Here is a 26803-nt window from a genome sequence, read left to right as displayed (position 1 = left end):
CAAATATAAACACGTAAGTTTTGCAAGTAAGTTTGAATGACTTGCATAACTTAAATTAATTTAATTGTACATTTATGTCTAACATTACTTTTCGCGTAAAAGCGCACAGCGAGAGCCCGACCAAGACCATTGCGAAGACAAGAGGTTTTGAAACAATTATTGATGAACCCGAAGAGCTGAACGGCACCAACGACGGCCCAAATCCGGTTGAATATACTTTGATTGCCCTATCAGGGTGCTTGAATGTCATGTGTCACCTTGTGGCCAAAGAGTTGAATTTCACCTTGAAGGGTGTAAAAATAAATCTGGCGGGCGTGCTCGACCCGGATAAACATCTGGGCATGGCCACTAGCGAAAGAGCAGGGTATAAAAGAATTGACGTAGAAATCATCCCAGATGCCGATGCCGATGCCGACACACTGGAGCAATGGCTGCAAATTGTTGAGCAGCGTTGCCCGGTAAGTGACAACCTCGTAAACTCCACACCGGTGCATATTACAGTGGGTAAGTAACAGATAAAAGGCAGCGAAAAGCTGCCTTTGTAATACTATACCGGTTGTTTCCGATGAATCTTCATCAGATACTCCCGTTATTGATCAGGTTAATTGATCTCCGGTTCAATCCAGTCACCGTGATCTTTAATCAGCTGAATCAGATGTTCTACTGCTTCTGCCTGGGGAATATTCTTTGCTACCAGCTGTTTTTTCCGATAGAGCGAAATTTTTCCATGTTCGGCTCCCACATAGCCATAGTCGGCATCGGCCATCTCTCCCACGCCATTCACGATACATCCCATCACGCCAATCTTCAGATGCTTGAGATGGGAAAAATGCTTCTGCACCAACGCAACCGTCGTTTGCAGGTCGAACAGCGTTCTTCCGCAACCGGGGCAGGAGATAAACTCCGTCTTGCTGGTGCGTACACGGGCAGCCTGCAGGATCCCGAAAGCATAGGCATCCAGATCGGTGATACTTATTTTCCCTTCGTTGCTCAACATCATCCCATTGCCAAATCCGTCTAAAAGCAGCGTTCCAAAATCCACCCCTCCTTTGAGCTGTATATCTTCCGGTTCATCTTCTGAATAGCTTCGCTGCAGTACCACCGGTACACGACAGTCCGCATTCAACAGAGCATGGAAAAATGCTCTCTGCTCTCCTACTCCATTCAAATGATCTGTTGTGAGAATAACAACCAGCTTGGGTTCTTCCTTCAGGAGCGAGATCATCTCACTCGTCAGTTGCGGATAGGAAAGACGGAGAAACTTCACCTGTGCTGTGCATGTCTTCAGGTAGCCGATTTCATCGGCCGCAAAGAGAGGGTAACGATCTATTCCCTCTCTCCAGTAAGCAAAATCCACAATCGATTTCATTCCTTTTGGAAAGTTTTCGGGAACACGGCTTCCTGTGTAGATATAATCGGGGAGAAAATGAGGGTTGATGCCCATGTTATCGATCCTGCTCCTGTCGGATATAACCACCGGGAGAAAATCACCGCCAATATTCCAGACTGCATCTGTTTCCCGTCTGTCGGTAGAAAAAGGGGAAAAGCCGGGAAATTGCTGCCCGTCAATGGGTGAATGATTTTGTCGCTGCATCACATAGTCCACCAGCTTACGGGCCACAGGCACCTCCGCTTCCGGTTCTTCGCTCAGCGATACACGGATGGTGTCCCCCAGGCCATCGCTCAGCAATGCTCCAATACCGACAGCCGACTTCATTCTTCCATCTTCACCGTTCCCTGCTTCGGTCACCCCCAGATGGAGTGGAAAGTGAATATCTTCTCTATCCATCCTATCCACCAACAGGCGTACCGCCTTGGTCATCAACAGCGTATTGGAAGCTTTCATGGATATCACAATATCGGTAAACCCTTCCTCCACAGCGATGCGCAGATATTCCATGCAAGATTCCACCATTCCTTCGGGGGTATCGCCATAGCGCGACATGATACGATCGGAGAGCGATCCGTGGTTCACGCCGATGCGTACGGCTGTACCATGTTCTTTGCAGACTTGAAGAAAGGCAACTACTTTGGCACGGATTTTATCCAATTCTGCCGCATACTCTTCCTCGGTATACTCCAGCTCGGCAAAGGTCTTCTGCTTGTCGACATAATTACCGGGATTGATGCGCACCTTCTCGGCGATGGTCGCCGCCACCTCGGCTGCACGCGGATTGAAATGGATGTCAGCCGACAAAGGGATTGCATAGCCCTTCTCCCTCAGCTGCCGGTGAATCTCCCGCAAATTGTTTGCTTCGCGCACTCCTTGCGTGGTCAGGCGAATCAGATCGGCACCGGAAGCGATGATGCGTTCACACTGGGCCACGCTGGCTTCCGTGTCGAGCGTATTGGTGTTGGTCATCGTTTGTATCACAACCGGGTGATTGCCACCCATCATGATGTTTCCGACAAGGACGTCAATGGTGGGGCGGCGTTTATAATTAAAAAAATCCATATTTCAGTCGATTATTTACTCAAAGGTAACACTTCTATCCAATATCCGTCGGGGTCGATGATAAAATAAAGTCCCATTTCTTTGTTTTCGTAACAGACACACCCCATCTCTTTGTGGAAGGCCCTCGTCTCATCATAGTCGCCTTCTACCCGAACGCAGAGATGCTGTTCGTTGTCACCCATGTTGTAAGGTCTATCCCAGTCACGCAGCCAGGTGAGCTCCAGGGTGAAGCCAGTCACGCCATCGCCCAGGTACACCAGGGTGAAGGAGCCGTCGGAGGCCTCTTTCCTGCGAACTTCTTTCAGGCCCAATGCTTTGTCGTAAAATTGAATGCTTTTTCCCAGATCAAACACGTTGATATTATAGTGATCGAACCTTGCTTTTACTTCCATACTTTTCAATAATTTTATCCGTTATTAGTTATGTTATTCGTGTCACTTGACATGCTTCGCAGATCATTTGTTCTGCTCATCTGAGCATACACCGTGCCGGTGTTACATCGACGTCTGTATTTACTTCAGCGTAAACGACTGTCCCGGATGCGATACAGGCAGGTACCTACAACCATAGCGGGCAGCAATTTTCCCGAATTGGTTGGCCTTGTCGTATTGTTCCCCAAAGTGCATGGGAAAAAAACAAGCTGTTTTAATACGCGACACAAATTGCTCCGCCCCTCGCATATAATCCTTACCCAGGCGGGGATCGACGGGAAACATGGCCGCATACAGATGATCTGTTTTTTCAGACAACAATTCAAGTTCACATAAAAAATTGTTCTCGTAGGTAAGCGCCTCCGCTTTATCCACCTCCTCATTCCAATGCCAGTTATTCAAGTCTCCGGCGTGAAAAAAGGAGTGATTGTTACAGGTGAGTAAAAAGGAACTTCCCACATCGGTAGATCCGAAAGCTTTCACCTTAATCCACTGGTCCTCGAACAGTTGCTCTTTTCCGAGATAATACGCACCGGGATCATTGACTCCGTTTTGCTTCAGTTCGTACGAAAAGATATACGTGATATTCTCCTTTCGTTGTTTCCAGTCAAGTATGACGGGATTAAAATGATCGGAGTGCGAATGGGTGCAGAGTACGTACAGATCGCCTGGTTTCTCCAGCAAATAATCTTTCACCCAGTATTTACCATCTTCACGGGGGGCGTCCTTGTAATAGTCGAATATCACGGAAAAACCGTCAAATTCTATCAAATAACAGCTATGATATATATATGTAATTTTCATCATCTCTCAACCTATCATTAAAACAAACAGAAGGCAAAATGTTCAAAATGTTTCGTATAAAATTTGATAAAATAACATCGATGCTTGCATCTATGCGGAAAGGGACACATGATGACGCTGTCGCATTCACTTTGAACGAACCGGAGAAGATGACGATGAAGTTCAAAGTGTAGAGTAAAACCCCAATTTAACTATCTGGCTCTGATGATTATGAAATAAATATATTACCTTGCAGGAACAAAATTGTTTCACAATAAAATTGAAAAATCATGAAGAAGTATGTAGCAGAAATGATCGGAACAATGGTGCTTGTGCTGATGGGTTGCGGTGCTGCCGTCTTTGCGGGGGCCGGACAGCCTTTCGACTCAGTGGGCACGTTGGGAGTTGCATTTGCATTCGGCCTGTCTGTGGTTGCCATGGCTTATGGTATTGGGAGCATTTCGGGATGTCATATAAATCCTGCCATCACACTAGGTGTCTTTCTTACGGGCAGGATGAGCGCAAAAGATGCCGGGATGTATATGCTCTTTCAGGTTGTTGGTGCAATCATCGGTTCATCTATCCTTTGGTTTTTAGCAAAAGACTCTGGCTCCACCACCACGCTCACCGGTGCCAATGGTTTTGCAGAAGGACAAGTAGGTGCAGCTTTTGTTGCCGAAGCCGTGTTCACTTTCATCTTTGTGCTTGTGGTACTGGGGGTAACCGCCAAAAATGGCCTGAATAAATTCGCAGGCCTGGCCATTGGACTCACGCTGATATTAATACATATTGTCTGCATTCCCATCACCGGCACATCCGTAAACCCGGCCCGCAGCATTGGCCCGGCACTTTTTGAAGGTGTTACAGCCCTGTCTCAACTTTGGTTATTCATCGCTGCTCCATTGTTGGGTGCTGCCGTTGCCGCATTCGTCTGGAAAGGAATTACCGTTGAAAATGACCAAAAAGCCACCGTGTAAACAGCTATCGTAGGAATTGACAAATGGAACCTTTTACCGACAGAAGCATTCCTGTCTGTAATTTGTGAACAGTTAAGCGGATTTTCATCCGCTTAATTTATTTATCTACCCTAAATTCTCACAAAAACTCTCAGAAAGAAAACATATTTCGGATTTACTTGTTTAATTATTGCACATTTTTCGTAAATTTGCGCAGTTTTTTCCGCAAAAGAATGATCACAGCAAAATCCGGTATTTTTTTTATCGGTCGATCTAAAATGATAAAATTATGACTCACAATTTATTAAAAGGTAAAAGAGGGATTATTTTCGGCGCATTGAACGACATGTCAATTGCCTGGAAGGTGGCTGAAAAGGCCGTTGAAGAAGGCGCCATTATCACGTTATCGAACACGCCGGTGGCCGTCAGAATGGGCGACACTGCGCAACTGGGCGAGAAGCTGAACGCCGAGATCCTTCCGGCTGATGCAACCAACGTAGAAGATCTGGAGATGGTTTTTACCAAATCAATGGAAATCCTGGGCGGTAAAATAGATTTTGTCCTCCACTCAATCGGGATGTCCCCTAACGTACGCAAGAAAAGGACCTACGACGATCTCGACTACGACATGCTGATGAAAACTCTCGATATCTCCGCCGTCTCTTTTCACAAAATGTTGCAGGTTGCCCGTAAACTGGATGCCATAGAACGTGGCGGATCCATTCTTGCGCTAACGTATGTAGCTGCTCAACGTACCTTTTACGGCTACAACGACATGGCCGATGCCAAGGCACTGCTGGAATCCATCACCCGCAGTTTTGGCTACATTTATGGAAGGGAGAAAGGTGTACGCGTAAACACGATATCGCAGTCGCCTACAGTAACTACTGCCGGAAGTGGAGTGAAAGGGATGACCGACCTGTTGGATTTTTCAGAGCGCATGGCTCCTCTTGGGAACGCCTCAGCCGACGATGCAGCCGATTACTGCGTGGTCATGTTCTCTGATCTCACGCGCAAGATTACCATGCAGAATCTTTATAACGACGGAGGTTTCTCCAGTATGGGCATGAGTCTTCGTGCCATGAAGCAGTACAGCAATGGACTCGACGAAAACCGGGATGATAATGGAAACGTCATCTACGGATAAACAACGGGCATAGCAACGACAAAATAGCTTCGATCTGCCGATTGAAGCTATTTTTTTATACATTTTTTGAATATAGGGTAGATCTCGGAAAATCCAAACAAGTTTTGCTTTTCTCTCGGCTTTCACTACATTTGTGCTCTATGCTGATAAAGATATACGACGAAAATCCTCATCCCCGCGAAATTGAAAAGGTTGTTTCTGTTTTGCGTGACGGTGGTATTGTGATTTATCCCACTGACACACTGTACGGAATTGGTTGTGATGCACTGAATGTAAGGGCCGTAGAGAAGATATGCGCTCTAAAAGGGATCAATCCGCAAAAAAGCAATTTGTCCATTATCTGCAACGATCTGAGCGTAATGAGCGAATATGCCAGGGTAAGCACTCCTACATTTAAGCTGATGAAAAAGAATCTTCCCGGCCCGTTCACATTTATCTTGCCGACCACCTCGTCGCTTCCCAAAATATACAAGAACAAGAAGACGGTCGGCATCCGGGTACCCGATAACAATATCATTCGCGAGATTGTATTGCAGCTGGGGAATCCGGTACTCAGCACCTCGGTAAAAGATGATTATGAGGAGGTTGAATACAGCACCGACCCCGAATTGATTTTTGAAAAATGGGGCGATGTTGCCGACATCGTGATTGACGGAGGCATTGGCGGCATAGAAGGATCCACGGTGGTGGACTGTACCTCAGGGGAGCCGGTCATCGTCCGGCAGGGAAAAGGAGAGTTAAATTATTAATATTTTCTTTACGGGATTAAATTATTCGGTACTTTCGCAGTCTTACGTTCATCGATCAATCTTTTCAGATTCAACTTTATGAAAAAAATATTCATCTTTTTCTTTGCGCTCTCCACCCTCTTCGTTGTTTTCACCTCCTGCAAAAACGATGATCCTGCTGCCGACAAGGGTGAGTTGGTGACAGCCACCTACAATGCATCCACCAAAACTTTCGCTTTAAAATATGCAAGCGGCTATACAAACACGGTAAATGCGGCAATAGACAATTCCGTGACTCCTCCCGGTGCAAGTGCCACGTTAAACGATGGCACCATCGTCTCCGTTTCCGACGCCAACACCTCGGGCGAAGCCACCATCACTACTTCCGCGGCAATATCAAACAACAAGTATGTAAATAGATGGATCTACGACCAGATGTCGATCTACTACTTATGGAACAACAAACTTTCCAAAAATCCGAACTATTCGTTGAATCCGGCTGACTTCTTCAATTCCATTCTCTATAAGTACAACGCCACCACGAACCCGGAAGGCGATCGTTTCTCCTGGATACAGGAAGATTACGTGGAGTTGCTGAAAAATCTGAACGGGGTAAGCTCCGATGAGATCGGCTTTGAATACACCTTCGTATGGGCTGACCAGGCTAAGACCCACTATTACGCTTTGGTGCTTTACCCGATGACCGGTACCGATGCCGACGCAAAAGGAATCGACAGAGGCCGGTTCATCACCAAAATAAACGGGCAGAACATCACACCCCAGAACTACAAAACCCTGTTCGGGGGCACGGGAACAAAAAATCTCTCGATGGCCGACTGGCGGTTTGATTCTGCCACATCGACCTACAACTTTCAAAACAGCGGAGATGTTGCTATTCAGATGCACAGCGACTATGCAGAAAATCCGGTCTACAAAGACAGTGTGTATACCATCGACAATAAGAAGATTGGCTATCTTGTATACAACTTCTTTGCCCGGGATAAGGGGGATGACAGTTACGACTACGACAAACTGCTGATGAACAGGCTGGATGCCATGAAAGCACAGGGAATCAACGAGATGGTGCTCGACCTCCGCTATAACAGCGGCGGGGCTGTCTCGTCGGCCATTGCCCTGGCAAGTGCGCTGGTGAAAAACAGATCCATCAGCAACGTGCTCACCACCTCCCAATACAACTCCATTGTGCACAATGCGCTGCTAAAGGAGTATGGAGCCAATTACAACAAGGATTATTTTATTTCACAGATCGATACGGCCAAAATAGATGACAAAGGCAATGTGATTGCATGGGTGAAAATAACCGATGTACCCTCTTTAAACCTGCCGCGACTCTATGTACTTACCAGCGGATGGACTGCTTCCGCCAGCGAGTTTATCATCAACGGCCTGAAACCCTACATGGAAGTAATACTGATCGGTGAAACAACCTACGGAAAAAATGTGGGTTCTATCTCCATCTACGAGGAGGAAGATCCCAAAAACAAATGGGGGATGCAGCCAATTGTAGTGAAATATTTCAACAGCGAAGGTAAGTCCGACTTCACTGCTGGTTTCACACCCAATTATGAGGTGGATGAATTCAACCCTGATGGTATGGTTGAAACTGGTGATGAACTGTTCTTGTTTGAATTTGGCAACACTAACGATCCCTTGCTCGGAAAAGCAATCTCGTTGATCACGGGTACCACAAGAGCTGCCCGTACCACGACGTTGCCTGTCTCCAGTCCGTTCCGTTCTTCGCAGGTGGATAATAAAGCGACGTTCCACATGCAGGATAAACATCGTTTCGACATGCTGGACGATGTACGGGGTGATGAAATCAGAAAATTAATGGAGAAATAAAAAACTCCCTGGGGTATGCCGGGAGCATTTCAAAAAAAGGATAATTACCGAACCAGCTCCGCTTGGTCGACCGGCCGGATAGCACATTCCATGAACAGGGTAATGGTGATCCATTCATCCACTTTCAGCATTCCCATCATGTGCACGGGCGGAGTAAGATCGAAGTCGCGGATATTGATTGATTTTTTCACACCAAACGTGAAATTGTTCCCGTTTTTACCCGCCGTAACAGGAAAGATATACCTCTTAGTGACGCCGGTGATCGTGACGTCGATCACGGCATCACCCACATCACCAAATGGCTCGTTTGACAACCGGACATGATCAAGCTCAATATGCATGACAGGGTATTCATTTGACTTTACCAGCTTATGAAAATCTCTCAACGCCATCCTGTTGCCAGATGTAAAGTTTTTCACAGGAATCTCCAGGCTGTTTTCGCTTAAAAAAAGCTTGTCGTCACGCCGGGATGCTGTGATATAGAGTTTTTTTCGTATAAACTTCTCTCCGGGCTGGTCAAACACAAAGTCGACAACATTGCTTTTTCCCTGAATGGAAAGCACACTTTTTTCCTTCACATCCACGGCGATCGGATAGGATTCCAGCTGCGCATTAGCGATGGATGAAGCCAGAAAACAAGCAGTGAGTATGGATAAAAATGCTTTCATTGTCTCTTCTTGTCAGATCAGATGACAACCAAGCCGGGAGTTACTCCCGGTCTGGTTGGTTGTATAAAAAATGTTCAAAAGGCAATCGACCCTGCGAGAGTCAACCCATCAAATTGGGCATCGGAATAGATGCTGTTGCCAGGAAACCCATCGTAGTTTTGTTTCACATACTCCACTTTGGCCATGATATTTTTCGTCATGTACCACCCTGCCGCAATAGCAGTGCGGCTGATGTCGGCCGTATAGGCCGGCGTACCTCCTGCTGCGGCCATGTCTGCTTTGAGTATGTTGTACCGGGCACCCACATAGAACTGTTCGTCGGCACCGAAACGCACAACCAAATCGGTGACAAACTGATTGGCTGTTCTCAGATCCTTCTCGCTGGCACTGCGCCCTTTTGCCTGTTCAAGGGTCGTAAACGATTCGAACGAAACACCGTTAACGGGTGAATACTTCAGGAACAGATTGCCCATCAGCGCACTCAACCGATCGGTTAAGCCGGGGTTGAATCGCCCGTTTGTGAACGTTGAGCTGCTCGGCGCAACATGGTACATAACCCCGTAATAGTTGGAACCGGTACGATCACCACCGAAAAGTGTATTCCTGTACGAACCGGCAGTGTAATATCCGGATCCGCTCACGCGAAGACGAAACTGCTCGTTGAACCGCTTGTCGTAAGCCAGTTTTCCGATCAACGCCGGATTCATTTTGCCGTTTGAGTATTTATTGGTCTCCTGGGTAGTGTCTATCTTCTGCAACGCGGGATTAAGCTGCCCGTTGGTAACGGCTCCCACAAGGGTGAAGTCCCCAAGATGGACGTCCACCTCTGCACCAATTTCGGTGGCAAATTCATCCATGATATGGTTTTCCATAAAAGGATTGTAAAAGGTGAGGCCACCGTCGGAACGACGGAAATGCGCATCGCCGTAGTTCACGTCGAACTGTCCCACCTTGATCGTGGTGAACTCCATCAGCTCATCGACAAAATCCCAGGGGAGAAAGGGCAATTTTTCCATTTGCAGGAAGCCGCCTTTTACCCATGTTTCGTTGTGATGCCTGGAAGCCAGATAAAGTTCAAAGTTCAGGTAAATACCATCCGCCAGATTTGATTTGATAAACAAATTGGCTTGTGGCAGTCCAAAATTATTCGTCAACGGAAGCAATGTCGACGGATTGTCGCTTTCATATTCTCCATGAGCATTGCTGTGATCCAGCGTGGTATAAGGAAGAGTCAGCGCACCGCCAATCTTAACTTTTAATCCGTCAAACTCAGTATCCGTCTTCGGGGTTTCAAAAACATTGATGCCGTCTTTATTGGTCTGACGTAACTGAGCAAATGCAACGCAAGTGGTTAGAATCGCGACTACCGTCAGGAGGCTTCTTTTTTTCATTTTCATCGTTCTTTGTTTATTTGTTTAATGGTAAATAATCAGTGGTTCTGTGTATATTCTATTGAATTAAAATTAATCGCTGCTCCTTCAAAAGTAACGTTGTAATTTACCGTAACCTGGTCTTTCGTTTTCATGGTACCCAGCATGGCAGTCGGTGCTTTCATACTGAAATCGCTCATTTTAAGCGGTAGTGCTCCCTGAAAGGTATACGAACCGGGGCTCACTTCCTTTCCACTTGCCTTGAGCGTCACTTTCTTTGTGGTACCTCCCATGGAAAGATTTCCGGTGACAGTTACCGCAACATTATTACCTTCCACCTGCAACGAATTTAACTCGGTCATGGTGAAATTGATAGTCGGATTCTTCGGCGCGTTGAACGTTTCGTGTGTTTTCTTGTCCATCAGCTTCTCTCCGCTAAGGATAGAACGAACCGGGATTTCCACGATCAGAGATTGTGGACGGTTGTCAGCCACTGTCAATTTCCCGCTCAATTGCGTCACCTTTGTTGTGAAATCATGATTCACATTCGTCTCTCCATCAATTGTTACCGTATAAGACTTGACGGTTAGTGTCTGGGCATTTACTAAGACAGCTGCCATCATGAAGATGGACATGAGTGTAAATAAGAATCGTTTGCCGAATAATACTTTTTTCATAATTAAATGTATTGAAGTTATTAATATTGTTTTCCTATAGTTTTAATAGGATTATGTTGCCTTTTACCCCAAAAATGGGAAGGTCTCCCTTTATTATACGAATTTTCTTTTCTTCTTTCCTCGGGCCAGGTCAGACACTTTGTAAAATATACGCCCGAACATTGCAAATTTATCAGACCTTAAAACAAGCCAAACATCAATGCTATAGTTTTAGTAGGATGTGTTCCCAAAAAAAACTATTCACACAACAGACAATCTTCTTTTGTTTCCATCATAATCTGCTCCAGGCTTCTTCCGGACAGCATTTCCACAAATTGTCTGTGAAACTGCTTCCAGTAGAGATTTGCCTTACAACACAGCGAAGAACGTTCGCAAAATGAGTCATCAGAGACACATTGTACAACCAGAACAGGTTCAAATGCCGTATAAATATCCAACATGGTAATCTCAACAGCGGGCCGGGCGAGCACATAGCCACTTCCCCTTCCTCCAACATTTCTGATCAATCCCTTCAGTTTGAGAGCGCTGATAATGTAATCCAGATATTTGACCGAAATCTGCTGTCGCTTTGCAATATCCTTTTGCAGGACACCTTCAGGATTCTTACAATCAGCAATTTCAATCATTGTCCGTAATCCATATCGTATTTTAGTGTTTATTTTCATTCCCCTTTGACCGACAGACAAAGATAGCATAAAATTAAAAACCGATGTTATGTTTCACCGGTTTTCTACAGTTCTTCCTGGAAAAAAAAAGCATGTTCCACCGAGTTCATGATGTCAAACAATTCAGCGAGCGTTGTGGCTTTCAGCATCGCGATGCGAGTGGCTTTGAAATCCGGTATTCCCTTGAATAGGGGGGTGGCGGCCAGATGGCGACGCATATGCAGGATACCGCGTACTTCGTCGAGACGATCCACACTTTCCTGCACTTGTTTTTTCAATACATCCAGATACCAGCGGAACGACTCTCTCGGAGCATGTTCGCCGGTTTTCAGGTAGTGCTTTACCTCCTGAAAGATCCACGGCTGCCCGATACTGCCCCTGCCAATCATTACTGCATCCACACCGGTTTCGTCAAACCGGTGTTTTGCTATTTCCGGCGAGGTGACGTCACCATTTCCTATGATGGGTATGTGCATGCGAGGGTTATTCTTCACCTCTGCAATCAGCGACCAGTCGGCTTCTCCCTTATACATCTGCGCACGGGTGCGCCCGTGCAGGGTAAGTGCTGCGATGCCGCAATCCTGAAGTTGTTCCGCCAGGGATACGATGATCTTTGAGTTATCGTCCCATCCCAGTCGGGTCTTTACCGTCACAGGTTTCTTTACTGCCTGGACTACCTTTTCGGTGATCTCCAGCATCAACTCCGGTGTGCGCATCATTCCCGACCCGGCGCCCTTGCCGGCGATCTTTCTCACTGGACAACCGAAGTTGATATCGATCAGGTCCGGATCTGCCTCTTCGCATATTTTAGCTGCTTCCACCAACGCATCGGGGTCACTGCCATAAATCTGTATTCCGATGGGACGCTCCTCCTCGCCAAAAAAAATCTTCCGCCTTGTCTTCTTCACATCACGGATAAGGGCATCACTCGAAATGAATTCGGTATAAACCATATCCGCCCCAAACTGCTTGCAAAGCAATCGAAAGCCTACATCGGTCACATCCTCCATGGGAGCCAGAAAAACCGGCCTGTCCGGAAATTCCAAATGAGCTATTTTCATTTTCCTAATTTCTCCTTCCACGCCAACTCGTTAAAACCAACAAGCACAAAATCGTCGGTCACCACCAGCGGACGTTTCACCACCATACCGTTTGATGCCAAAATATCAAGAAGTTCGTCACGTGAAGCTTCTTTCACCTTTTCTTTCAGATTCTGCTGTCTATAGATCAGCCCCGAGGTATTGAAAAACTTATTGACAGGCAGACCGCTTCTGTCGATCCACTCGGCAAGTTCGTCGCGGGTAGGATTCTCTTCAACGATGTGGCGGACATCAACATCCACGCCATTCTCTTTCAGCCACAAGGCAGCCTTCCGGCAAGTGCCGCAACTGGGATATTGTATAAATAACGGTTTCATTCGCGTTGTAATTTTGCAGGTGATGCTCCTCCTCAAACTGGTATGAGGTTGGAGCTCTGTGATTTTAGGGAGCAAAGATACGCAAAGCAGATTAAATAATAAAATTGTATGGGAGCTGAGACAATTTACTGTCAGTCCATGTAGATACTCACATTGTTAAGCCGTAAAGGAGATACATACGACCTGCTATCGGCGGCACGCAAAGATGCGGCATGACTCATATTGCTATCAAGGGTTACAGGCGTAAGCTTCTGCCTGTATACCTTCCATTCTTTTAACGGGTTTATTCCGTAAGAGAAGGAGGCTTCAAATGCGTTGTAAAATTTAACCACCAGTTGATTGCGGCCTTTTTTCAGGGGTAGCAGCACCGGCTCTTTTTCTTTTGGTATCCTCCCGGGCGAAAGATGCGCCGTGAGATACTCTCCATTAAGCAATATGTAAACTCCGTTTCCGGACACAATCTCCACAGCAGCTGTCTGCTCCTTTTCTGCTGTAATCTCCTGCAAGAGAAGCATACTTTCCCGTGGTGCGATGCTTTCGGCATACTCCATTCCATGCTGGAAATCCGTCACACACTCCCACCCTGATCCGGGAGCATCCGGGTCGATGAATGACTGACCTTCCTCCGGAATATTTCCAAAGACGCCACGCCCGGGTTTCCGGTAGACCTTCCCCCACTCCACAGCCCCTGCTGTCTGTATTGTCGTGCGGGCATGTTCCGGATTGAGCGTGATTGTCTGTGCCATGCTGTCGACACTCCATGTAATCTCGCGACCGGCTTCACCGCCGGTATAAATAATCTCGGGCGTTATTGTCCGCTTCCGGGTGCGCACCTTCCAGCCATAACCGATCAGGCTCTTGTACCCGGCATAATAGTTAAGACTTGAATGACCGAATAACGGCATCGCGTTTTGAGGGGACAGCACACCGTTCACAATCACTTTTTGGACAACTTCCTTCGGGAGAAAAAGCGCTTTTGTCGGATCATTTCTCCAGATAGACGATTGTTGCAAAGGATTGGCTTTTACCCATTCCCCGATTCCCAGAAGTACATCGCGTTCAAATTCTACCACCGAGCCATCGCCCCGCGGTCCGATATTCAGCAGATAATGTCCGCCGCCACCGACCACCCTGATCAGGCTTGTTATTTTTTCATTTACTTTATCTTCCACGCTCCCCCGCTCCTGCCAAGACCGATAGCCCCAGGTCTCGTCGAACATGGAGGCAGCTGTCTGCCAGGGTACTCCAAGCTTGTAACCGGGATATTCGTTGTCCGCCATCACCGCAAAATCAACATAGTCGTTCCCCAGCCTTCCGCTGACCATGCATTGCGGCTGCAGGCGATTCACCAGCTCATACAATCCCTTACTTTGTGCGGGAGTAAGTGATCCCATATCGAACCAGATCTCGGAAATCTCTCCGTAATTTGTCATAATCTCCTCCACCTGTTTCATGTTGTAAGTGTAATGTTCCGGCGTAAGAGGGTCGGCATTATGACTGGAGATGGGATAAGCCTGGGGATAATGCCAGTCAATCAACGAGTAATAGACCCCGAAACCAATTCCTCCTCTGTGACAGGCAGCCGCCAGCTCCTTCATCATATCTTTTCCGTAAGGAGTAGCATCCACAATATTAAAATCGGTATATGCAGAGTGGTACATGCAGAACCCGTCGTGATGTTTCGAGGTAAAAACGATCGACTGCATGCCTGCTTCCATTGCCAGGGCCACGATGCTGTCGGGATTCCATTTTACCGGGTTAAACTCCGTTGCGGTATGTGCGTACCAATCACTAAAAATACCTGCAAACGACTGAATTTGCTCGCTATATCCCCTTGTGACCGGTTTTCCCTCGTATACCCCGCCATAAACGGAATAAAGGCCGAAGTGAATAAACATCGAGAACTTCCGGTCGAGCCACTCTTGCGACGGCTTCTGCCGGGCTGCCAGCAAGACCGTACTACAGAACAGAATCAGGGTTATCTTCAGCTTCATGCGTTATTTATATTTCACCCATTTTATCATTTCTTTTATTGAGGGTTTTTTACCGTACATCAGAATACCTACCCGGTAAATTTTTGCCGCAAAAATAGAAATGAGAATAAATGTACCATATAGCAACAAAACTGACAACAGCTTCTCCCACATAGGTATTCCAAACGGAATACGTACCATCATGACGATGGGAGATGTGAACGGGATGAGCGATGTCCAGAACGCCAAAGGACCGTCGGGATTGCTCACGCTGTAGAATCCGGCAAAAAATGCAAACATAATAAGCAGTGTCACCGGCGTCATAAACTGACTGGTATCTTCTTCGCTGTCTACAGCCGAGGCAAACATCGCAAAGATAGATGCATACAGAACATATCCACCTACGAAGAAAAGGAGAAAGTACAATGCAATCTCAAACCAGTTAACGCTCTCGATCAAATTAACCAATCCTTCCATATCGAAATCCCCCATGTCGGCCGACATAGCTGCAGCCTTTTCGGGAGAAGAGATAAAGAATGACAGCCCCCCGAATAAGACACCCAGGAGTACTCCCCATATTACCAGTTGGGTAATTCCAACCAAACCAATTCCAACAATCTTTCCGATCAGTAATTTTACCGGCTTTACCGAAGAGACCATCACCTCCACAATACGGCTTTTCTTCTCTTCCAATACGGCCTGCATCACCATATTGCCGTATAGAAGAATGAACATGTAAATGAGTATGGTAAAGATCATCCCGATGATGGTGGCAAGCTCGGTTGACGACTCCTGCACACTCCCATCGTCCCCCATACGAAGGGTTCGCAGGGATATTTTGGAGCCATCTTCAACAATAGCACGAACCCGGGAAATTGCTTCGGCATCCACGTTGCTTGATGTGGATAGCTCATCGAGCTTTTGCTGGGTCACCTTCTCTGTCAGCGTATTCACGATAATGGATTGCAACTCCTGCGGAGCCTGCTTTTCGGACATGAGCGAAACAGCATGCGGATTCACATTCAGGTCGCCCGTAATCTGCAGAATGGCGAAGAGATCCTTGCCCAACCGTGATTCCTGATCCTGTTGTCCCGATTCTTCCACAATCTGAAACTTATAACTATCGGTAGACTTCAACAGCGAGGCATAAGTACCGGTATTGTCAATTACAGCGATGTTCTTTACCCCGCCTTCATTCAGGGTAGAGAGCCAAAATGGAATTACCGACAAAGCCACCATCAGCAGCGGCATGAGCAGGGTGAGAATGATGAATGATTTTTTCCTGACCCGCGTGATATATTCCCGTTCTATGACTAATCCTAATGTATTCATTTCGTTTAGAGATTAAATGAGATTGATAAAGATTGACTTTGCCACTGCCTATCTGGCATTACCAGTCACCGTTTTAATAAAAACATCGTTCATGGTGGGCAATTCCTCGTCGTAACTCACCACCTCATATCGATCGAAGATCAGTCGTGCCAGGTGATTACTGCTCATATTCTCCATCTTTTTGATGCGCAAATCGATAAATTCGTGATAGGGCTCCCTCGACAGAACTTCGATCGAAGGATGAACAAAATCGAACTCACTCCCCAGAATGCGAAAGCGGAAAATGCCCGGCCGGTATTCCTTCCTGATGTCAAACACTTTTCCCTGCAGAACTACCTGCGACTGATGGATAAGGGCAATATTGTCGCAGAGCTCCTCTACCGACTCCATATTGTGGGTGGAGAGGATGATGGTTTTTCCTTCGTCTCTGAGGCGGAGCATCTCATTTTTCACCATATCCGTATTCACCGGATCGAAACCGCTGAAAGGTTCGTCGAATATCAGCAGATCGGGATTGTGTATTACGGTAGAGATAAACTGTACTTTCTGCTGCATACCTTTGGAGAGTTCCTCCACTTTCCGGTTGTACCAATCCATAATATCGAACCGCTTGAACCATTTCATCAGTTCGTGGTGTGCATCTTTTTTAGATAGTCCGCGCAGTTGGGCAAGATACATTGACAGCTCCCCCACCTTCATTTTTTTATAGAGACCGCGTTCCTCCGGCATATATCCGATATTATACACATCGTCACTTCTGGATGGCCTTCCGTCGATCATCACGCTCCCACTGTCGGGAGCCGTGATGCGGGTAATGATACGAATAAGGGTGGTCTTTCCCGCTCCATTGGGGCCCAGTAATCCGAAAACCGTTCCTCGTGGAACCTGAATGCTCACCTTATTGAGAGCCAGGTGATTTGCGTATTGCTTCACCACTTCTTTGGTTTCTAAATACATATGTTTGGTTTCTAATATTTCAATACAATCCGCTCACCCAGTTCTTTGGCAAGTACTTTTTTAATCTCCTGAAGTTGTTGCAACCTGGTGATAAGTGTCACATAATCATCCTTGTTACCCGATTTCATCTCTTTTTTAATTTCTTCAATTTTCTGGAGTACGTAGACATTCTTCAGTTCAGTAGTAGCACGCGGGACATAGGAATGAAGCAGATTTTTTTCAAGCAGCCGCGAACTTTTGTCTCCCATTTCCTCGCCCAATATTTTTGAATGTATCTTGCTCAAATGATACCGGTCGCTCATCAACTCCGATGCAAGTTTATTTACTTTTGGGTCGGGATGTGACAAAAAGTAACGCCCCGAGTTAAACTCAGCATCTTTGATATTCTTCACGGCTTCTTCAAACATTTGCCGGTAAAGATCGTTGGAAAAGCCAATCTGGTCACGCTCCAAGTCATACTGTACAAATTCTGTCACACCCGGCCCCACTTCCACCAGCACGTCTTCTTCAACCACTTTTTTTCCCTCTTTTCGTTTTTGCTTTTCGAACTTCTGGTAAATGGGTGTATTGCCATAGCGAACCACGTAGCGCAATATTTCCCGTTCGTATTTATCGTAAGGATTCAGGGAGGAAATCCTCCGGACTTTTGATCTCTCCTCTGCCGGATCCGTCGACTGTTCCTGATTTTCACCGCGCGCCACCGCCTTATCGTCCTGCTCTTTTTTTCTTTCGTAATTACGTTTCCGGATTTTGTTGATTTCCGCAATCAGTACTCGCTCCTGCATGTTGAGCAACTGAGAGCAATCCTGAATATACACAGAACGGGTGATGGTATTCGGAATGAGGGCTATGCTCTCCACCACATTGGAGATCAACCCTGCCCGTTTGATGGGGTCATCGCCCACCTCCTCCAGCAAGAGTTGTGTTTTAAAACGGATAAAGTCAACCTCGTTGTCCGAAATATAACGATGAAAATTATCCGCATTCTGCTTTTTGGCAAAGGAGTCAGGATCCTCTCCCGGCGGGAGCAGCACCACCTTCACGTTCATGCCATCTTCCAGCAACAGATCAATACCCCTCAATGCGGCTTTTATGCCAGCCGCATCGCCGTCGTACAATACCGTGATATTTTCAGAGAAGCGATGAATCATGCGAATCTGCCCGTGTGTGAGAGCTGTTCCCGAAGAGGATACCACGTTTTCAATACCAGCCTGATGCATTGAGATCACATCCGTGTATCCTTCTACCAGAAAACACTTATCCTGCTTCACAATGGCACTTTTGGCAAAGTAGATGCCATACAGTTCGTTGCTCTTTGAGTAAATCTCGCTTTCGGGAGAGTTGACGTATTTTCCCGTGTTGTCCACTTTTTTGAGGATGCGTCCCCCGAAAGCGACAACCTTTCCTGACAGTTTGTGAACAGGAAAGATCACCCTACCCCGGAACCGGTCGACAAGCCGCTGGTTATGCTCTCCTCCCGCGGAGAGTCCGGTCTTCAACAGAAAATCACGTTTGTATCCAGCTTTCTGCGCTTCCTGGGAGAAGGCATCGCGTTGTTCCGGGCTGTAACCCAGTTGAAACTTTTTGATAATATCATCCCGGAAGCCCCTTTCCCTGAAGTAAGTGAGGCCAACGGCTTTTCCTTCGGGATGGGTATGCAGTATCTTTACAAAAAAGTCGCGGGCATACTCATTCAGGATAAACATGCTCTCCCTGTCGCTCTGTGCCTGCTTCTCCTCATCGGTAAATTCTGTCTCAACGACTTCGATGCTGTACTTGCGGGCAACATATTTCAATGCCTCGTAGTAAGAGAGCTGTTCATGCTTCATCACGAAGTGTATGGGCGATCCGCCCTCTCCGCAGGCAAAGCATTTGCAGATATTCTTTGCAGGAGAAACATAGAAGGAGGGAGTACGGTCATCGTGAAAAGGACATAATCCCACCCAGTTCACTCCTCGGCGGCGGAGCGTAACAAAGTCGGACACGATATCGATAATTTGGGCTGCGTCCTGAATACGTGCTATTGTTATCTGATCAATCATTGGGATACGAAATTAATGATTTATGTTGTGAAAACACATTTTTAAAAAATAAAATCATACATTTGTACGGGATTAATCTAATCCAACCAACATTAAAATATTTGAAGATGGATGCAATCGATTGGTCGAACATATCGTTCGGCTATATGAAAACCGACTACAATGTACGCAGTCATTTCGCCGACGGAGAGTGGAGTGCCCCCACACTGGAAACGTCAGAATACCTGAACCTCCACATGGCTGCCACCTGTCTGCATTACGGACAGGAAGTCTTTGAAGGATTAAAAGCGTTCCGGGGCAAAGACGGGAAAATACGCATTTTCCGCATGCGGGAAAATGCATTGCGCCTGCAATCATCCTGTCGCGGCATCATGATGGCCGAGTTGCCGGTCGACCTTTTTGAGGAGATGGTGCTCCTCGTTGTGAAAAAAAACGAACGTTTTGTTCCCCCCTATGAGAGTGGAGCATCACTATATATCCGCCCGCTGCTTATTGGCACCAGTGCACAGGTGGGCGTAAAACCAGCCAAAGAATACACATTCCTTATTTTCGTGACACCAGTAGGCCCTTATTTCAAGGAGGGATTCAAGCCAACCCCCATGGTCATCATGCGGGAGTACGACCGTGCGGCACCACTGGGCACCGGCACATACAAGGTGGGAGGAAACTACGCTGCCAGTCTGAAATCAGGGGAATTAGCCCATGAGATGGGTTACTCTGCGGTATTGTATCTCGATGCGAAAGAGAAAAAATATATCGACGAATGCGGGCCGGCCAATTTCTTCGGAATAAAGAACAACACCTACATCACGCCCAAGTCGACTTCCATATTGCCCTCAATCACCAACAAAAGCCTGATGCAACTGGCTGAAGACATGGGACTCACCGTAGAGCGCCGCCCGGTACTGGAGGAAGAGCTTAACACATTTGAAGAAGCAGGGGCATGCGGTACCGCCGCCGTGATTAGTCCTATACTGCGCATCGACGATTTGAGCGAACACAAGACCTACGAAATTGCGAAAGACGGAAAGGCAGGGCCTGTCAGTGAGAAGCTTTATCGTAAGCTGCGGGCAATTCAATATGGCGACGAGCCCGATGTGCATGGCTGGATCACGATCGTATAATAAAAACCAAAGCGGCTTCTGCCGCTTTTTTATTTTTGAGGAGGGTGAATGTCCACTAGTCTCTCCATTCAGTATAGGGATGGAGAGAGAGGAACGAATTGTAATAACGAACGTTCCCCGTCACTTCAAGCCCCAGCCAATCGGGTTTCGCATAAGTCTCGTCTTCGCTTTCCAGCTCCACTTCAGCAATGCACAAACCTTCATTTTTACCATAAAACTCATCCACTTCAAAGGTATGGCTCCCAACCTGCACCAGATAGCGCTTCTTTTCGATCAGGGCATCCTCGCACAGTTGAAGCATCTCTTCGGCATCTTTCACAGGAATCTCGTACTCCCATTCATGTCGTTTTAATTCGCCATCTATCGCTGCACTCTTGATGGTGACATATGCCTTCTCATCTTTGATCCGCACACGGATTACACTTGTTTCCGACTGGGAAAGATAACCCTGTTTGATAAACATGCTTTTAAATGCGTCTGCTTTGTAGTTTCCCTCGACCAGAAATTTCCGTTCAATCTCGTATCCCATATTTCTCTATTTGTGACATTGTAAAAAAATCGAAAAGCAAAATGTGTTGCAGACAGCAAAAGGAAAAAAACTATGTTTTTAAGTCCCCGTAATCACTACGAAAAAAATAAAAACATAGTTAAGATTTTGGTTGGATTAAATAAAAATCAATGCGCGTAATTCTATTCTTTATTCAATGAATCTAAAACAAAAATAAGATATTCTTGCTAATTAATAAAATATTTTTCCAAATATTCAAAAACATTGAGGAATTTTTCCCCACTTATGCTGAGCTTTTTTATTGTCCCAAAGAGGAATTTCCACAAACACTCACTATCTCAAATAAAGAATTAAGCAGGGAAATACCGAACATTCGCAAAAGTGGTTTTGTTTAGAAAATGGAGCTTTCAATGAAGAAACTCCTTCAAAAAATTATCAATAATGAAAAAGCAAGGAATTAAAGGTAATTGGAATGAGTTGAAAGCCCTCGCCAAACAAGAATGGGCTGATTTGACGGACGATGATCTTCTGTACGAAGATGAACAGGACGACGAGCTTTTTGGCAGAATCCAGTCAAGGACAGGCAAAACACGAGACGAGATCCGGGATTGGTTCGAGAGAGAGCTTGATAAAATTTAAACAGTGATCTTTCGGAGCACAACAATGCGCCGGAATAGTAGCCGAACGGGCAGGATGCCAAACAGTTGCCTTGAGGATGCCAGGCATTCCATTCAATACCAGGATAGATGCCCCCCGTCGTCTATTGTCTACAAAATACGAATGTGTGAGGGCCGTAAAAAAAAATGACTTTCCGAACAAATGGTGAAACATTTTGTTTTTACAGTTTGCCAACTTACAACATCGTATGATAAAACAGATATTGACGGCTTTCCTCGTGCTAACCAGCATGATTGCTTTTGCTCAAAAGGGAAAGATTGAAGGGCGTGTGTACAACGAAAAGACCAACGAAGCGCTTGAATCTGCAACTATCCGGATACAGGGAACGGCCATTGGTTTGTCGAGTGACGCCAGAGGTAAGTTCGTTTTCGCGGATGTCGACCCCGGCTTTGTTAGACTGGAGGTGAGCTATGTTGGATTTGAAACCACCTTATCGCCCGAGATCCAGGTGCAGGGCAATCAGACGGCCTTCATCGATATTGCTGTACCCGAGTCCTCTACCCTGATCAGCGAAGTAGTAGTCAGGCCCAGCATAAATCTGAAAAAGATTGAGAGTCCTGTTTCCTTCCTTACTGTGGGGGTACGGGATATCGAAAAGGCTGCCGGCGTAAACCGCGACGTATCGAAAGCAATCCAGACACTCCCGGGGGTTGGAGCAACTGATCCTAACCGAAATGACCTTATTGTGCGGGGTGGCGGTCCTTCGGAAAATGTCTTTTACCTCGACGGCATTGAGATCCCAATCATCAATCACTTTGCCACTCAGGGCTCCTCGGGAGGGGTAGTGGGGGTGATTAATCCCGACTTCGTGCGTGAGATCAACTTCTATACGGGTGCCTTCCCGGCCAGCCGCCCCAATGCACTAAGTTCTGTGATGGATATTCGTCAGAAGGATGGCAGCCGCGACCGTGTTCACACTCAAATGGCGGTGGGAGCCTCGGACGCTGCTTTCACCATGGATGGACCCGCCGGCGATAAATCTACCTTCATTGTCTCTGCCCGTCAATCTTATCTTCAGCTGTTGTTCAAGCTTATCGGACTTCCATTTCTTCCTACCTACAACGATTTTCAGGTAAAATTCAAACATCAGATTGATCCCAAAAATGAGATTTCCATTATCGGGCTGGGGGCCATCGACAACATGACGCTGAACACCGAATTGCAGGAGACCGGTACCGAAGCACAACGCTACCTGCTTAGTTACCTGCCAATCTATCAACAATGGAACTATGCAGTGGGGGCAGTATATAAACACTTCAGCAACCACTATTTTGACACATGGGTTTTAAGCAGGAACATGCTGAGAAACAGCAACTTCAAATATCAGGACAACGACGAATCACTCCCAAAGTTATCGGATTACCGGTCGGACGAGGCAGAGAATAAATTACGCTTCGAACGAAGTTACCCTGATCTACCGGTTAAACTGCTGTTTGGTGGAGGAGTTACCTATTCCCATTATACCAACGAAACCAATCGCAGGATTTTCAGAAATGGCAATCTCGAGGATCTGATCTACAACACCGAGCTGGATCTCTGGTCCTACATGGCATTTATCCAGCTGTCCGATACTTATATGAACGACAGGCTCTCTCTTTCTCTGGGTCTCAATACTATCGGAAACAACTTTAACAACAACATGAGGAATCCGTTGAATCAGTTCTCCCCACGATTCTCCGCCTCCTACCGGATAAGCGACAAGTGGGATATCAACGGTAACGTGGGACGCTACGCAATGCGTCCTGCATACACCACAATGGGGTATAGAGATGGCGCAGGCAATTTTGTAAACAGAAATGAACAACTGAAACACATCATCTCCAGCCAGGCGATTGCAGGAGTTGAATTCCGACCGAACGACCGGTTGCGGTTTAATCTGGAGAGTTTTTATAAACAGTATCAAAACTATCCGCTTTCGGTGGCCAACGGCATGAGCATTGCCGGAAAGGGAACCGAATATGGGCAGATCGGTGACGAGGAGATTGTCTCTACCGGCAAGGGACATGCTTATGGCATGGAGTTCTCCGGCAGACTAATCAACACGAACAAGGTTAATGCGGCATTCACCTACACGCTGTTCTGGAGTGAGTTCACCGACAGGATCGGAATTTATCGCCCCTCCAACTGGGACACACGCCATATGCTCAACCTTACAGGCAGCTACAGATTGCCTCATAATTGGAATGTGTCGATGCGCTGGCGGCTTGTGGGTGGCGCTCCCTATTCTCCCATCGACATGGATCTCTCCACCAGCAAAGCGGCCTGGAGTGTCACCAATCAGGCCTATATCGACTATGTCCACTACAACACTCTGCGACTGAGTAGTTCCCATCAGCTGGATGCCCGCATCGACAAGGAATTCTATTTCCAAAAGTGGATGCTAAACTTCTATCTGGATATCCAGAACGTATACAACTTCCAGTCTGGAAACCCACCTATTTACACCAATAAAGATATCAACGGGGTAGTACAAGACAATCCAAACGACCCGCAGAGACATATTCTCAGAGAAATTGCGACCGATAGCGGCACCCTACTGCCCACAATTGGAATTATGGTGAAGATATAATGCGTAATTGTTTACCCATTCCCATCCTCACAATGAGCCTACACTAATGCCGAAAGAATATTGTCTTACCGATCGATATTTCCGGGAAGTGATTGCCAAAGATTCAGGACTGAGCCCGGTACCCAACCTGACACCTCTCTTTTCATATCCGGAAGTAGAATTACAACAGAATCTAGTATTTAGATCAAGGTGGCTTGGATTACACTATTACACCCTGGGCTACTTCCGATTACCCGGCTGTAATGAGGTGAAAATCCAATGAAACTCTAACGATGCACTCATCATTTTGAGAGAAAAAAGTGCCTGCAAAAGAAAGATACAAAATTAGAATAAAACAATCCTAATTTTTCGACATATTTTAGAATTAGAGCATTTTTAATTCTAATTATGTGGCATTATCTAGATTAAAGCTATCTTTGTTCTAATTATATTTCAATCGACCACATTCCTTAGCCAGGGAGGGCACAAGAGTTTTCAGCCAACCCTGTTGAACCGGCACTGGGTTATCAACGACATGGAGGTAATCAGCCTTCTGAGCAAGGCTGACAGATTCCTGGGCCAACTGGACATGTACTCCGAGTATGTGAATGTTGATTTGTTCATCGCAGAAACTGCGTCAACCAGGGGTGGGGAAAGAATTTTTATATACTGTAATATCATGACAAGTGATCTTTACTTTAGAAAAGTGTACCGGGACATCTCTTGAAACAAATACTATTTTACATTTTACTATGAAACCTATTAGCGTTTACAGTCTCACCTCGGCATTATGTTTTACCCTGACCCTCCTCGCTTGCCAAGATACAATTGATGGAGAAGAACAAGCCGGGAAATTGAGACACATGAACATAGAGGAGGCTAAATCGCTGTTTATAGCCACACATGATGCCGGGGCTACACTGTATGGCATGAAACGCACCTCTCCCCTTCGATCCACTGCCGACAGCGGTGAACAAATGTATGAAGTGGAATATCGTGACCATGCGGGCAAAAAGATCAGAGGGATGATACCTTTCTATGTGCGCGATCTGGGTGACTATCTGCTTACGATCTTTCATGAACAAGGGAGGACCGGTGAGATCTATCTTGTTAGAAAGAGCGACGGAAAGGCCTCCGAGATACCTGGAGAATATATTCCCAGCCTTAGCGGGAACAACGAAATACTCTATAACAAGAGCGTGAACAGGCGGTCTTTCCGGCCCAATTACATTGATAGCGAATGGGATTTTCTGGATATCGTGAAAGACAGGGAAAATAACCTCTATTATACAGCCATTCGCTGCAACAACAGCGGCCTCTGCCCGCATATCCTGTATCGTGCCTCTCCGGCTCCCGGCGGGGAATTTACATACAAGCCACTCTCGGTTGAGAACGAGACGGTATGGGGTTTTTGCGTGGATGGCGATGGGAATGTGCTGTATGGACTCGCCGGCGGGCGGTGGATGCGATCCGTTCGCGCAGACGGTGTGCCTGGCGAACTCATCCCAACTGTAAGGAAAACAAATGGCGACTCTCCAGTTTACGTATGCAACTTTGTGTGGAGCAGTACGGAAGGGATCATGGCACTTTACTCTTTTATGGGCGACTACGACGAGAAGAGTTACACCTTCACCCCTTATCACGAACCCAGACATTTCCTGATGACTTTGAAGAATGGACAGTTTGAGAAGGTAAGAGAAATAAACCTGCCATTTACCAATAATTTCCCTACCTCGACCAACCTTTCCCATGTCGCGGGGAAAGTAATCTATAGCCATTATCACGGAGGAGTTACTACGCTAATCGACCTGTCGAGCGAGGAATTCTATCGGGAGACGCCCTGTCCTGTACAGGCAAATATGGTGATAAATAACCTGTTGTATCATTTTGACAAGAACGGTTTAGCCCTCACGCGGGTAGACATCGAAGACGGAACCACCACTCATATTTACAAGTTGGATCGTGCCCGGCTTGAAGGGTATACGGTCGCTCACATCCTCGATGTTTCCGAAACGTGTATCTTGCTTGGTGCTTATCGGATGTCAGACAAGCACTACTTGCTGATGAGGATGAATGTCGATAATGAGATAACCATCCTGAAGGACATTCCAGGGGGAGGAGTCTCCCTCTTCACCTCTTTAGATTAAGTCAGAGTTATGAAATGATCTAATCATTTTTAACCGGTGGGTGCCTGTGGCGTCGGTAACTTGTAAGAAGTAATTAGAAATATAGCAAAATCAGGATAATACATTTGTCCAGCTTTCATGCATAAAAACCGGACATTTTGAAATATAAATAATTATTTACTCAGCAGTAAGAGTCAGGGAAGCAGATTGTCTCTGCAATACAGAGACTGGTAATTTATCACTCTTTATTTTGTTTGGGGTGAATTTGTTTTTCCAAAAAGCAAAACACTCACCGGAGACTCCGATAAGTGTTTGGTTTTCAAGTGATCCGGGCGGGATTCGAACCCACGACCCA

Annotated in this window: 23 protein-coding genes; 9 read left to right on the top strand and 14 right to left on the bottom strand. The window is 46.3% G+C overall.

What is annotated here, in order from left to right; genetic code table 11:
* The first annotated feature begins 74 nt into the window (after positions 1-74).
* A complete protein-coding gene (locus B3Z75_RS13370; RefSeq protein WP_294072752.1) occupies positions 75-512 on the top strand; it encodes an OsmC family protein in 438 nt (145 codons plus the stop codon).
* 89 nt (positions 513-601) lie between these two features.
* On the opposite strand, the gene B3Z75_RS13365 is transcribed toward B3Z75_RS13370, so the two are convergent.
* The 3 genes from B3Z75_RS13365 to B3Z75_RS13355 form a co-directional block, all read right to left on the bottom strand.
* Positions 602-2455: a 4-hydroxy-3-methylbut-2-en-1-yl diphosphate synthase gene (locus B3Z75_RS13365; RefSeq protein WP_294072749.1), complete on the bottom strand. Its 1854-nt coding sequence runs from the start codon at positions 2453-2455 to the stop codon at positions 602-604.
* A gap of 11 nt (positions 2456-2466) precedes the next feature.
* Positions 2467-2847, bottom strand: a complete 381-nt coding sequence (locus B3Z75_RS13360) for a VOC family protein (RefSeq protein WP_294072746.1) — start codon at positions 2845-2847, stop codon at positions 2467-2469.
* 120 nt (positions 2848-2967) lie between these two features.
* The gene (locus B3Z75_RS13355; RefSeq protein ID WP_294072758.1) at positions 2968-3690 is read right to left on the bottom strand and encodes an MBL fold metallo-hydrolase; all 723 of its coding nucleotides are present in this window, start codon (positions 3688-3690) and stop codon (positions 2968-2970) included.
* 269 nt (positions 3691-3959) lie between these two features.
* Between B3Z75_RS13355 and B3Z75_RS13350 the strand changes: the two genes are divergently transcribed.
* The 4 genes from B3Z75_RS13350 to B3Z75_RS13335 all read left to right on the top strand — a co-directional run bounded on the left by B3Z75_RS13350 (position 3960) and on the right by B3Z75_RS13335 (position 8363).
* Positions 3960-4646: an MIP family channel protein gene (locus B3Z75_RS13350; protein WP_294072743.1), complete on the top strand. Its 687-nt coding sequence runs from the start codon at positions 3960-3962 to the stop codon at positions 4644-4646.
* Between the two features lie 268 nt (positions 4647-4914).
* Positions 4915-5772: an enoyl-ACP reductase FabI gene (locus B3Z75_RS13345; protein ID WP_294072740.1), complete on the top strand. Its 858-nt coding sequence runs from the start codon at positions 4915-4917 to the stop codon at positions 5770-5772.
* Between the two features lie 140 nt (positions 5773-5912).
* Positions 5913-6521 (top strand): L-threonylcarbamoyladenylate synthase, encoded by a 609-nt coding sequence (locus tag B3Z75_RS13340; protein WP_294072737.1) that lies wholly within the window; start codon positions 5913-5915, stop codon positions 6519-6521.
* A gap of 78 nt (positions 6522-6599) precedes the next feature.
* Positions 6600-8363, top strand: a complete 1764-nt coding sequence (locus B3Z75_RS13335) for a S41 family peptidase (protein ID WP_294072734.1) — start codon at positions 6600-6602, stop codon at positions 8361-8363.
* Positions 8364-8407: 44 nt separating this feature from the next.
* Here the strand turns inward: B3Z75_RS13335 and B3Z75_RS13330 are convergent, their stop codons facing one another.
* From B3Z75_RS13330 to dnaG, 10 genes are all read right to left on the bottom strand, one after another.
* Positions 8408-9031 (bottom strand): YceI family protein, encoded by a 624-nt coding sequence (locus tag B3Z75_RS13330; RefSeq protein WP_294072731.1) that lies wholly within the window; start codon positions 9029-9031, stop codon positions 8408-8410.
* 74 nt (positions 9032-9105) lie between these two features.
* Entirely contained in the window at positions 9106-10428 is a 1323-nt protein-coding gene (locus B3Z75_RS13325; protein WP_294072728.1) for a hypothetical protein, read from the bottom strand.
* A gap of 32 nt (positions 10429-10460) precedes the next feature.
* Positions 10461-11078, bottom strand: coding sequence for a YceI family protein (locus B3Z75_RS13320; RefSeq protein WP_294072725.1), 618 nt, complete (start codon positions 11076-11078; stop codon positions 10461-10463).
* Positions 11079-11314: 236 nt separating this feature from the next.
* Positions 11315-11743 carry an RrF2 family transcriptional regulator gene (locus tag B3Z75_RS13315; RefSeq protein ID WP_294072722.1) on the bottom strand — a complete coding sequence of 143 codons (429 nt, stop codon included), beginning with the start codon at positions 11741-11743 and terminating at the stop codon, positions 11315-11317.
* A 65-nt stretch (positions 11744-11808) separates the two neighbouring features.
* Entirely contained in the window at positions 11809-12804 is a 996-nt protein-coding gene (dusB, locus tag B3Z75_RS13310) for a tRNA dihydrouridine synthase DusB (protein ID WP_294072719.1), read from the bottom strand.
* Positions 12801-13160 carry an arsenate reductase family protein gene (locus B3Z75_RS13305; RefSeq protein ID WP_294072716.1) on the bottom strand — a complete coding sequence of 120 codons (360 nt, stop codon included), beginning with the start codon at positions 13158-13160 and terminating at the stop codon, positions 12801-12803. Before B3Z75_RS13305 ends, dusB begins: the two co-directional genes overlap by 4 nt.
* A gap of 131 nt (positions 13161-13291) precedes the next feature.
* Entirely contained in the window at positions 13292-15154 is a 1863-nt protein-coding gene (locus tag B3Z75_RS13300; protein ID WP_294072713.1) for an alpha-L-fucosidase, read from the bottom strand.
* 3 nt (positions 15155-15157) lie between these two features.
* Entirely contained in the window at positions 15158-16465 is a 1308-nt protein-coding gene (locus tag B3Z75_RS13295) for an ABC transporter permease (protein WP_294072710.1), read from the bottom strand.
* Positions 16466-16513: 48 nt separating this feature from the next.
* The gene (locus tag B3Z75_RS13290) at positions 16514-17422 is read right to left on the bottom strand and encodes an ABC transporter ATP-binding protein (RefSeq protein ID WP_294072706.1); all 909 of its coding nucleotides are present in this window, start codon (positions 17420-17422) and stop codon (positions 16514-16516) included.
* An 11-nt stretch (positions 17423-17433) separates the two neighbouring features.
* A complete protein-coding gene (dnaG, locus tag B3Z75_RS13285) occupies positions 17434-19464 on the bottom strand; it encodes a DNA primase (protein WP_294072703.1) in 2031 nt (676 codons plus the stop codon).
* Between the two features lie 107 nt (positions 19465-19571).
* Between dnaG and B3Z75_RS13280 the strand changes: the two genes are divergently transcribed.
* Complete coding sequence (locus B3Z75_RS13280) at positions 19572-20588, top strand: branched-chain amino acid aminotransferase (RefSeq protein WP_294072700.1); 1017 nt, start codon at positions 19572-19574, stop codon at positions 20586-20588.
* A 55-nt stretch (positions 20589-20643) separates the two neighbouring features.
* Here the strand turns inward: B3Z75_RS13280 and B3Z75_RS13275 are convergent, their stop codons facing one another.
* On the bottom strand, positions 20644-21117 hold the full coding sequence (locus B3Z75_RS13275) for a CYTH domain-containing protein (RefSeq protein ID WP_294072697.1): 474 nt from the start codon (positions 21115-21117) through the stop codon (positions 20644-20646).
* A gap of 420 nt (positions 21118-21537) precedes the next feature.
* On the opposite strand from B3Z75_RS13275, the gene B3Z75_RS13270 reads away from it, so the two are divergent.
* The 3 genes from B3Z75_RS13270 to B3Z75_RS13260 all read left to right on the top strand — a co-directional run bounded on the left by B3Z75_RS13270 (position 21538) and on the right by B3Z75_RS13260 (position 26469).
* Positions 21538-21735, top strand: coding sequence for a CsbD family protein (locus B3Z75_RS13270; protein WP_294072694.1), 198 nt, complete (start codon positions 21538-21540; stop codon positions 21733-21735).
* 226 nt (positions 21736-21961) lie between these two features.
* Positions 21962-24343, top strand: a complete 2382-nt coding sequence (locus tag B3Z75_RS13265; protein ID WP_294072691.1) for a TonB-dependent receptor — start codon at positions 21962-21964, stop codon at positions 24341-24343.
* Between the two features lie 842 nt (positions 24344-25185).
* Complete coding sequence (locus B3Z75_RS13260; RefSeq protein WP_294072688.1) at positions 25186-26469, top strand: hypothetical protein; 1284 nt, start codon at positions 25186-25188, stop codon at positions 26467-26469.
* Positions 26470-26803 lie beyond the last annotated feature (334 nt).

It is taken from the genome of Proteiniphilum sp. UBA1028 (genome assembly GCF_002316955.1).
GTDB lineage: Bacteria > Bacteroidota > Bacteroidia > Bacteroidales > Dysgonomonadaceae > Proteiniphilum.
This window is presented reverse-complemented; position numbering and strand designations above follow the sequence as displayed.

Bases quoted from the DNA above. Each gene is read 5' to 3' on its own strand.
- B3Z75_RS13370 (WP_294072752.1), top strand. From the start codon at position 75: ATGTCTAACATTACTTTTCGCGTAAAAGCGCACAGCGAGAGCCCGACC.
- B3Z75_RS13365 (WP_294072749.1), bottom strand. From the start codon at position 2,455: ATGGATTTTTTTAATTATAAACGCCGCCCCACCATTGACGTCCTTGTC.
- B3Z75_RS13360 (WP_294072746.1), bottom strand. From the start codon at position 2,847: ATGGAAGTAAAAGCAAGGTTCGATCACTATAATATCAACGTGTTTGAT.
- B3Z75_RS13355 (WP_294072758.1), bottom strand. From the start codon at position 3,690: ATGAAAATTACATATATATATCATAGCTGTTATTTGATAGAATTTGAC.
- B3Z75_RS13350 (WP_294072743.1), top strand. From the start codon at position 3,960: ATGAAGAAGTATGTAGCAGAAATGATCGGAACAATGGTGCTTGTGCTG.
- B3Z75_RS13345 (WP_294072740.1), top strand. From the start codon at position 4,915: ATGACTCACAATTTATTAAAAGGTAAAAGAGGGATTATTTTCGGCGCA.
- B3Z75_RS13340 (WP_294072737.1), top strand. From the start codon at position 5,913: ATGCTGATAAAGATATACGACGAAAATCCTCATCCCCGCGAAATTGAA.
- B3Z75_RS13335 (WP_294072734.1), top strand. From the start codon at position 6,600: ATGAAAAAAATATTCATCTTTTTCTTTGCGCTCTCCACCCTCTTCGTT.
- B3Z75_RS13330 (WP_294072731.1), bottom strand. From the start codon at position 9,031: ATGAAAGCATTTTTATCCATACTCACTGCTTGTTTTCTGGCTTCATCC.
- B3Z75_RS13325 (WP_294072728.1), bottom strand. From the start codon at position 10,428: ATGAAAATGAAAAAAAGAAGCCTCCTGACGGTAGTCGCGATTCTAACC.
- B3Z75_RS13320 (WP_294072725.1), bottom strand. From the start codon at position 11,078: ATGAAAAAAGTATTATTCGGCAAACGATTCTTATTTACACTCATGTCC.
- B3Z75_RS13315 (WP_294072722.1), bottom strand. From the start codon at position 11,743: ATGAAAATAAACACTAAAATACGATATGGATTACGGACAATGATTGAA.
- dusB (WP_294072719.1), bottom strand. From the start codon at position 12,804: ATGAAAATAGCTCATTTGGAATTTCCGGACAGGCCGGTTTTTCTGGCT.
- B3Z75_RS13305 (WP_294072716.1), bottom strand. From the start codon at position 13,160: ATGAAACCGTTATTTATACAATATCCCAGTTGCGGCACTTGCCGGAAG.
- B3Z75_RS13300 (WP_294072713.1), bottom strand. From the start codon at position 15,154: ATGAAGCTGAAGATAACCCTGATTCTGTTCTGTAGTACGGTCTTGCTG.
- B3Z75_RS13295 (WP_294072710.1), bottom strand. From the start codon at position 16,465: ATGAATACATTAGGATTAGTCATAGAACGGGAATATATCACGCGGGTC.
- B3Z75_RS13290 (WP_294072706.1), bottom strand. From the start codon at position 17,422: ATGTATTTAGAAACCAAAGAAGTGGTGAAGCAATACGCAAATCACCTG.
- dnaG (WP_294072703.1), bottom strand. From the start codon at position 19,464: ATGATTGATCAGATAACAATAGCACGTATTCAGGACGCAGCCCAAATT.
- B3Z75_RS13280 (WP_294072700.1), top strand. From the start codon at position 19,572: ATGGATGCAATCGATTGGTCGAACATATCGTTCGGCTATATGAAAACC.
- B3Z75_RS13275 (WP_294072697.1), bottom strand. From the start codon at position 21,117: ATGGGATACGAGATTGAACGGAAATTTCTGGTCGAGGGAAACTACAAA.
- B3Z75_RS13270 (WP_294072694.1), top strand. From the start codon at position 21,538: ATGAAAAAGCAAGGAATTAAAGGTAATTGGAATGAGTTGAAAGCCCTC.
- B3Z75_RS13265 (WP_294072691.1), top strand. From the start codon at position 21,962: ATGATAAAACAGATATTGACGGCTTTCCTCGTGCTAACCAGCATGATT.
- B3Z75_RS13260 (WP_294072688.1), top strand. From the start codon at position 25,186: ATGAACATAGAGGAGGCTAAATCGCTGTTTATAGCCACACATGATGCC.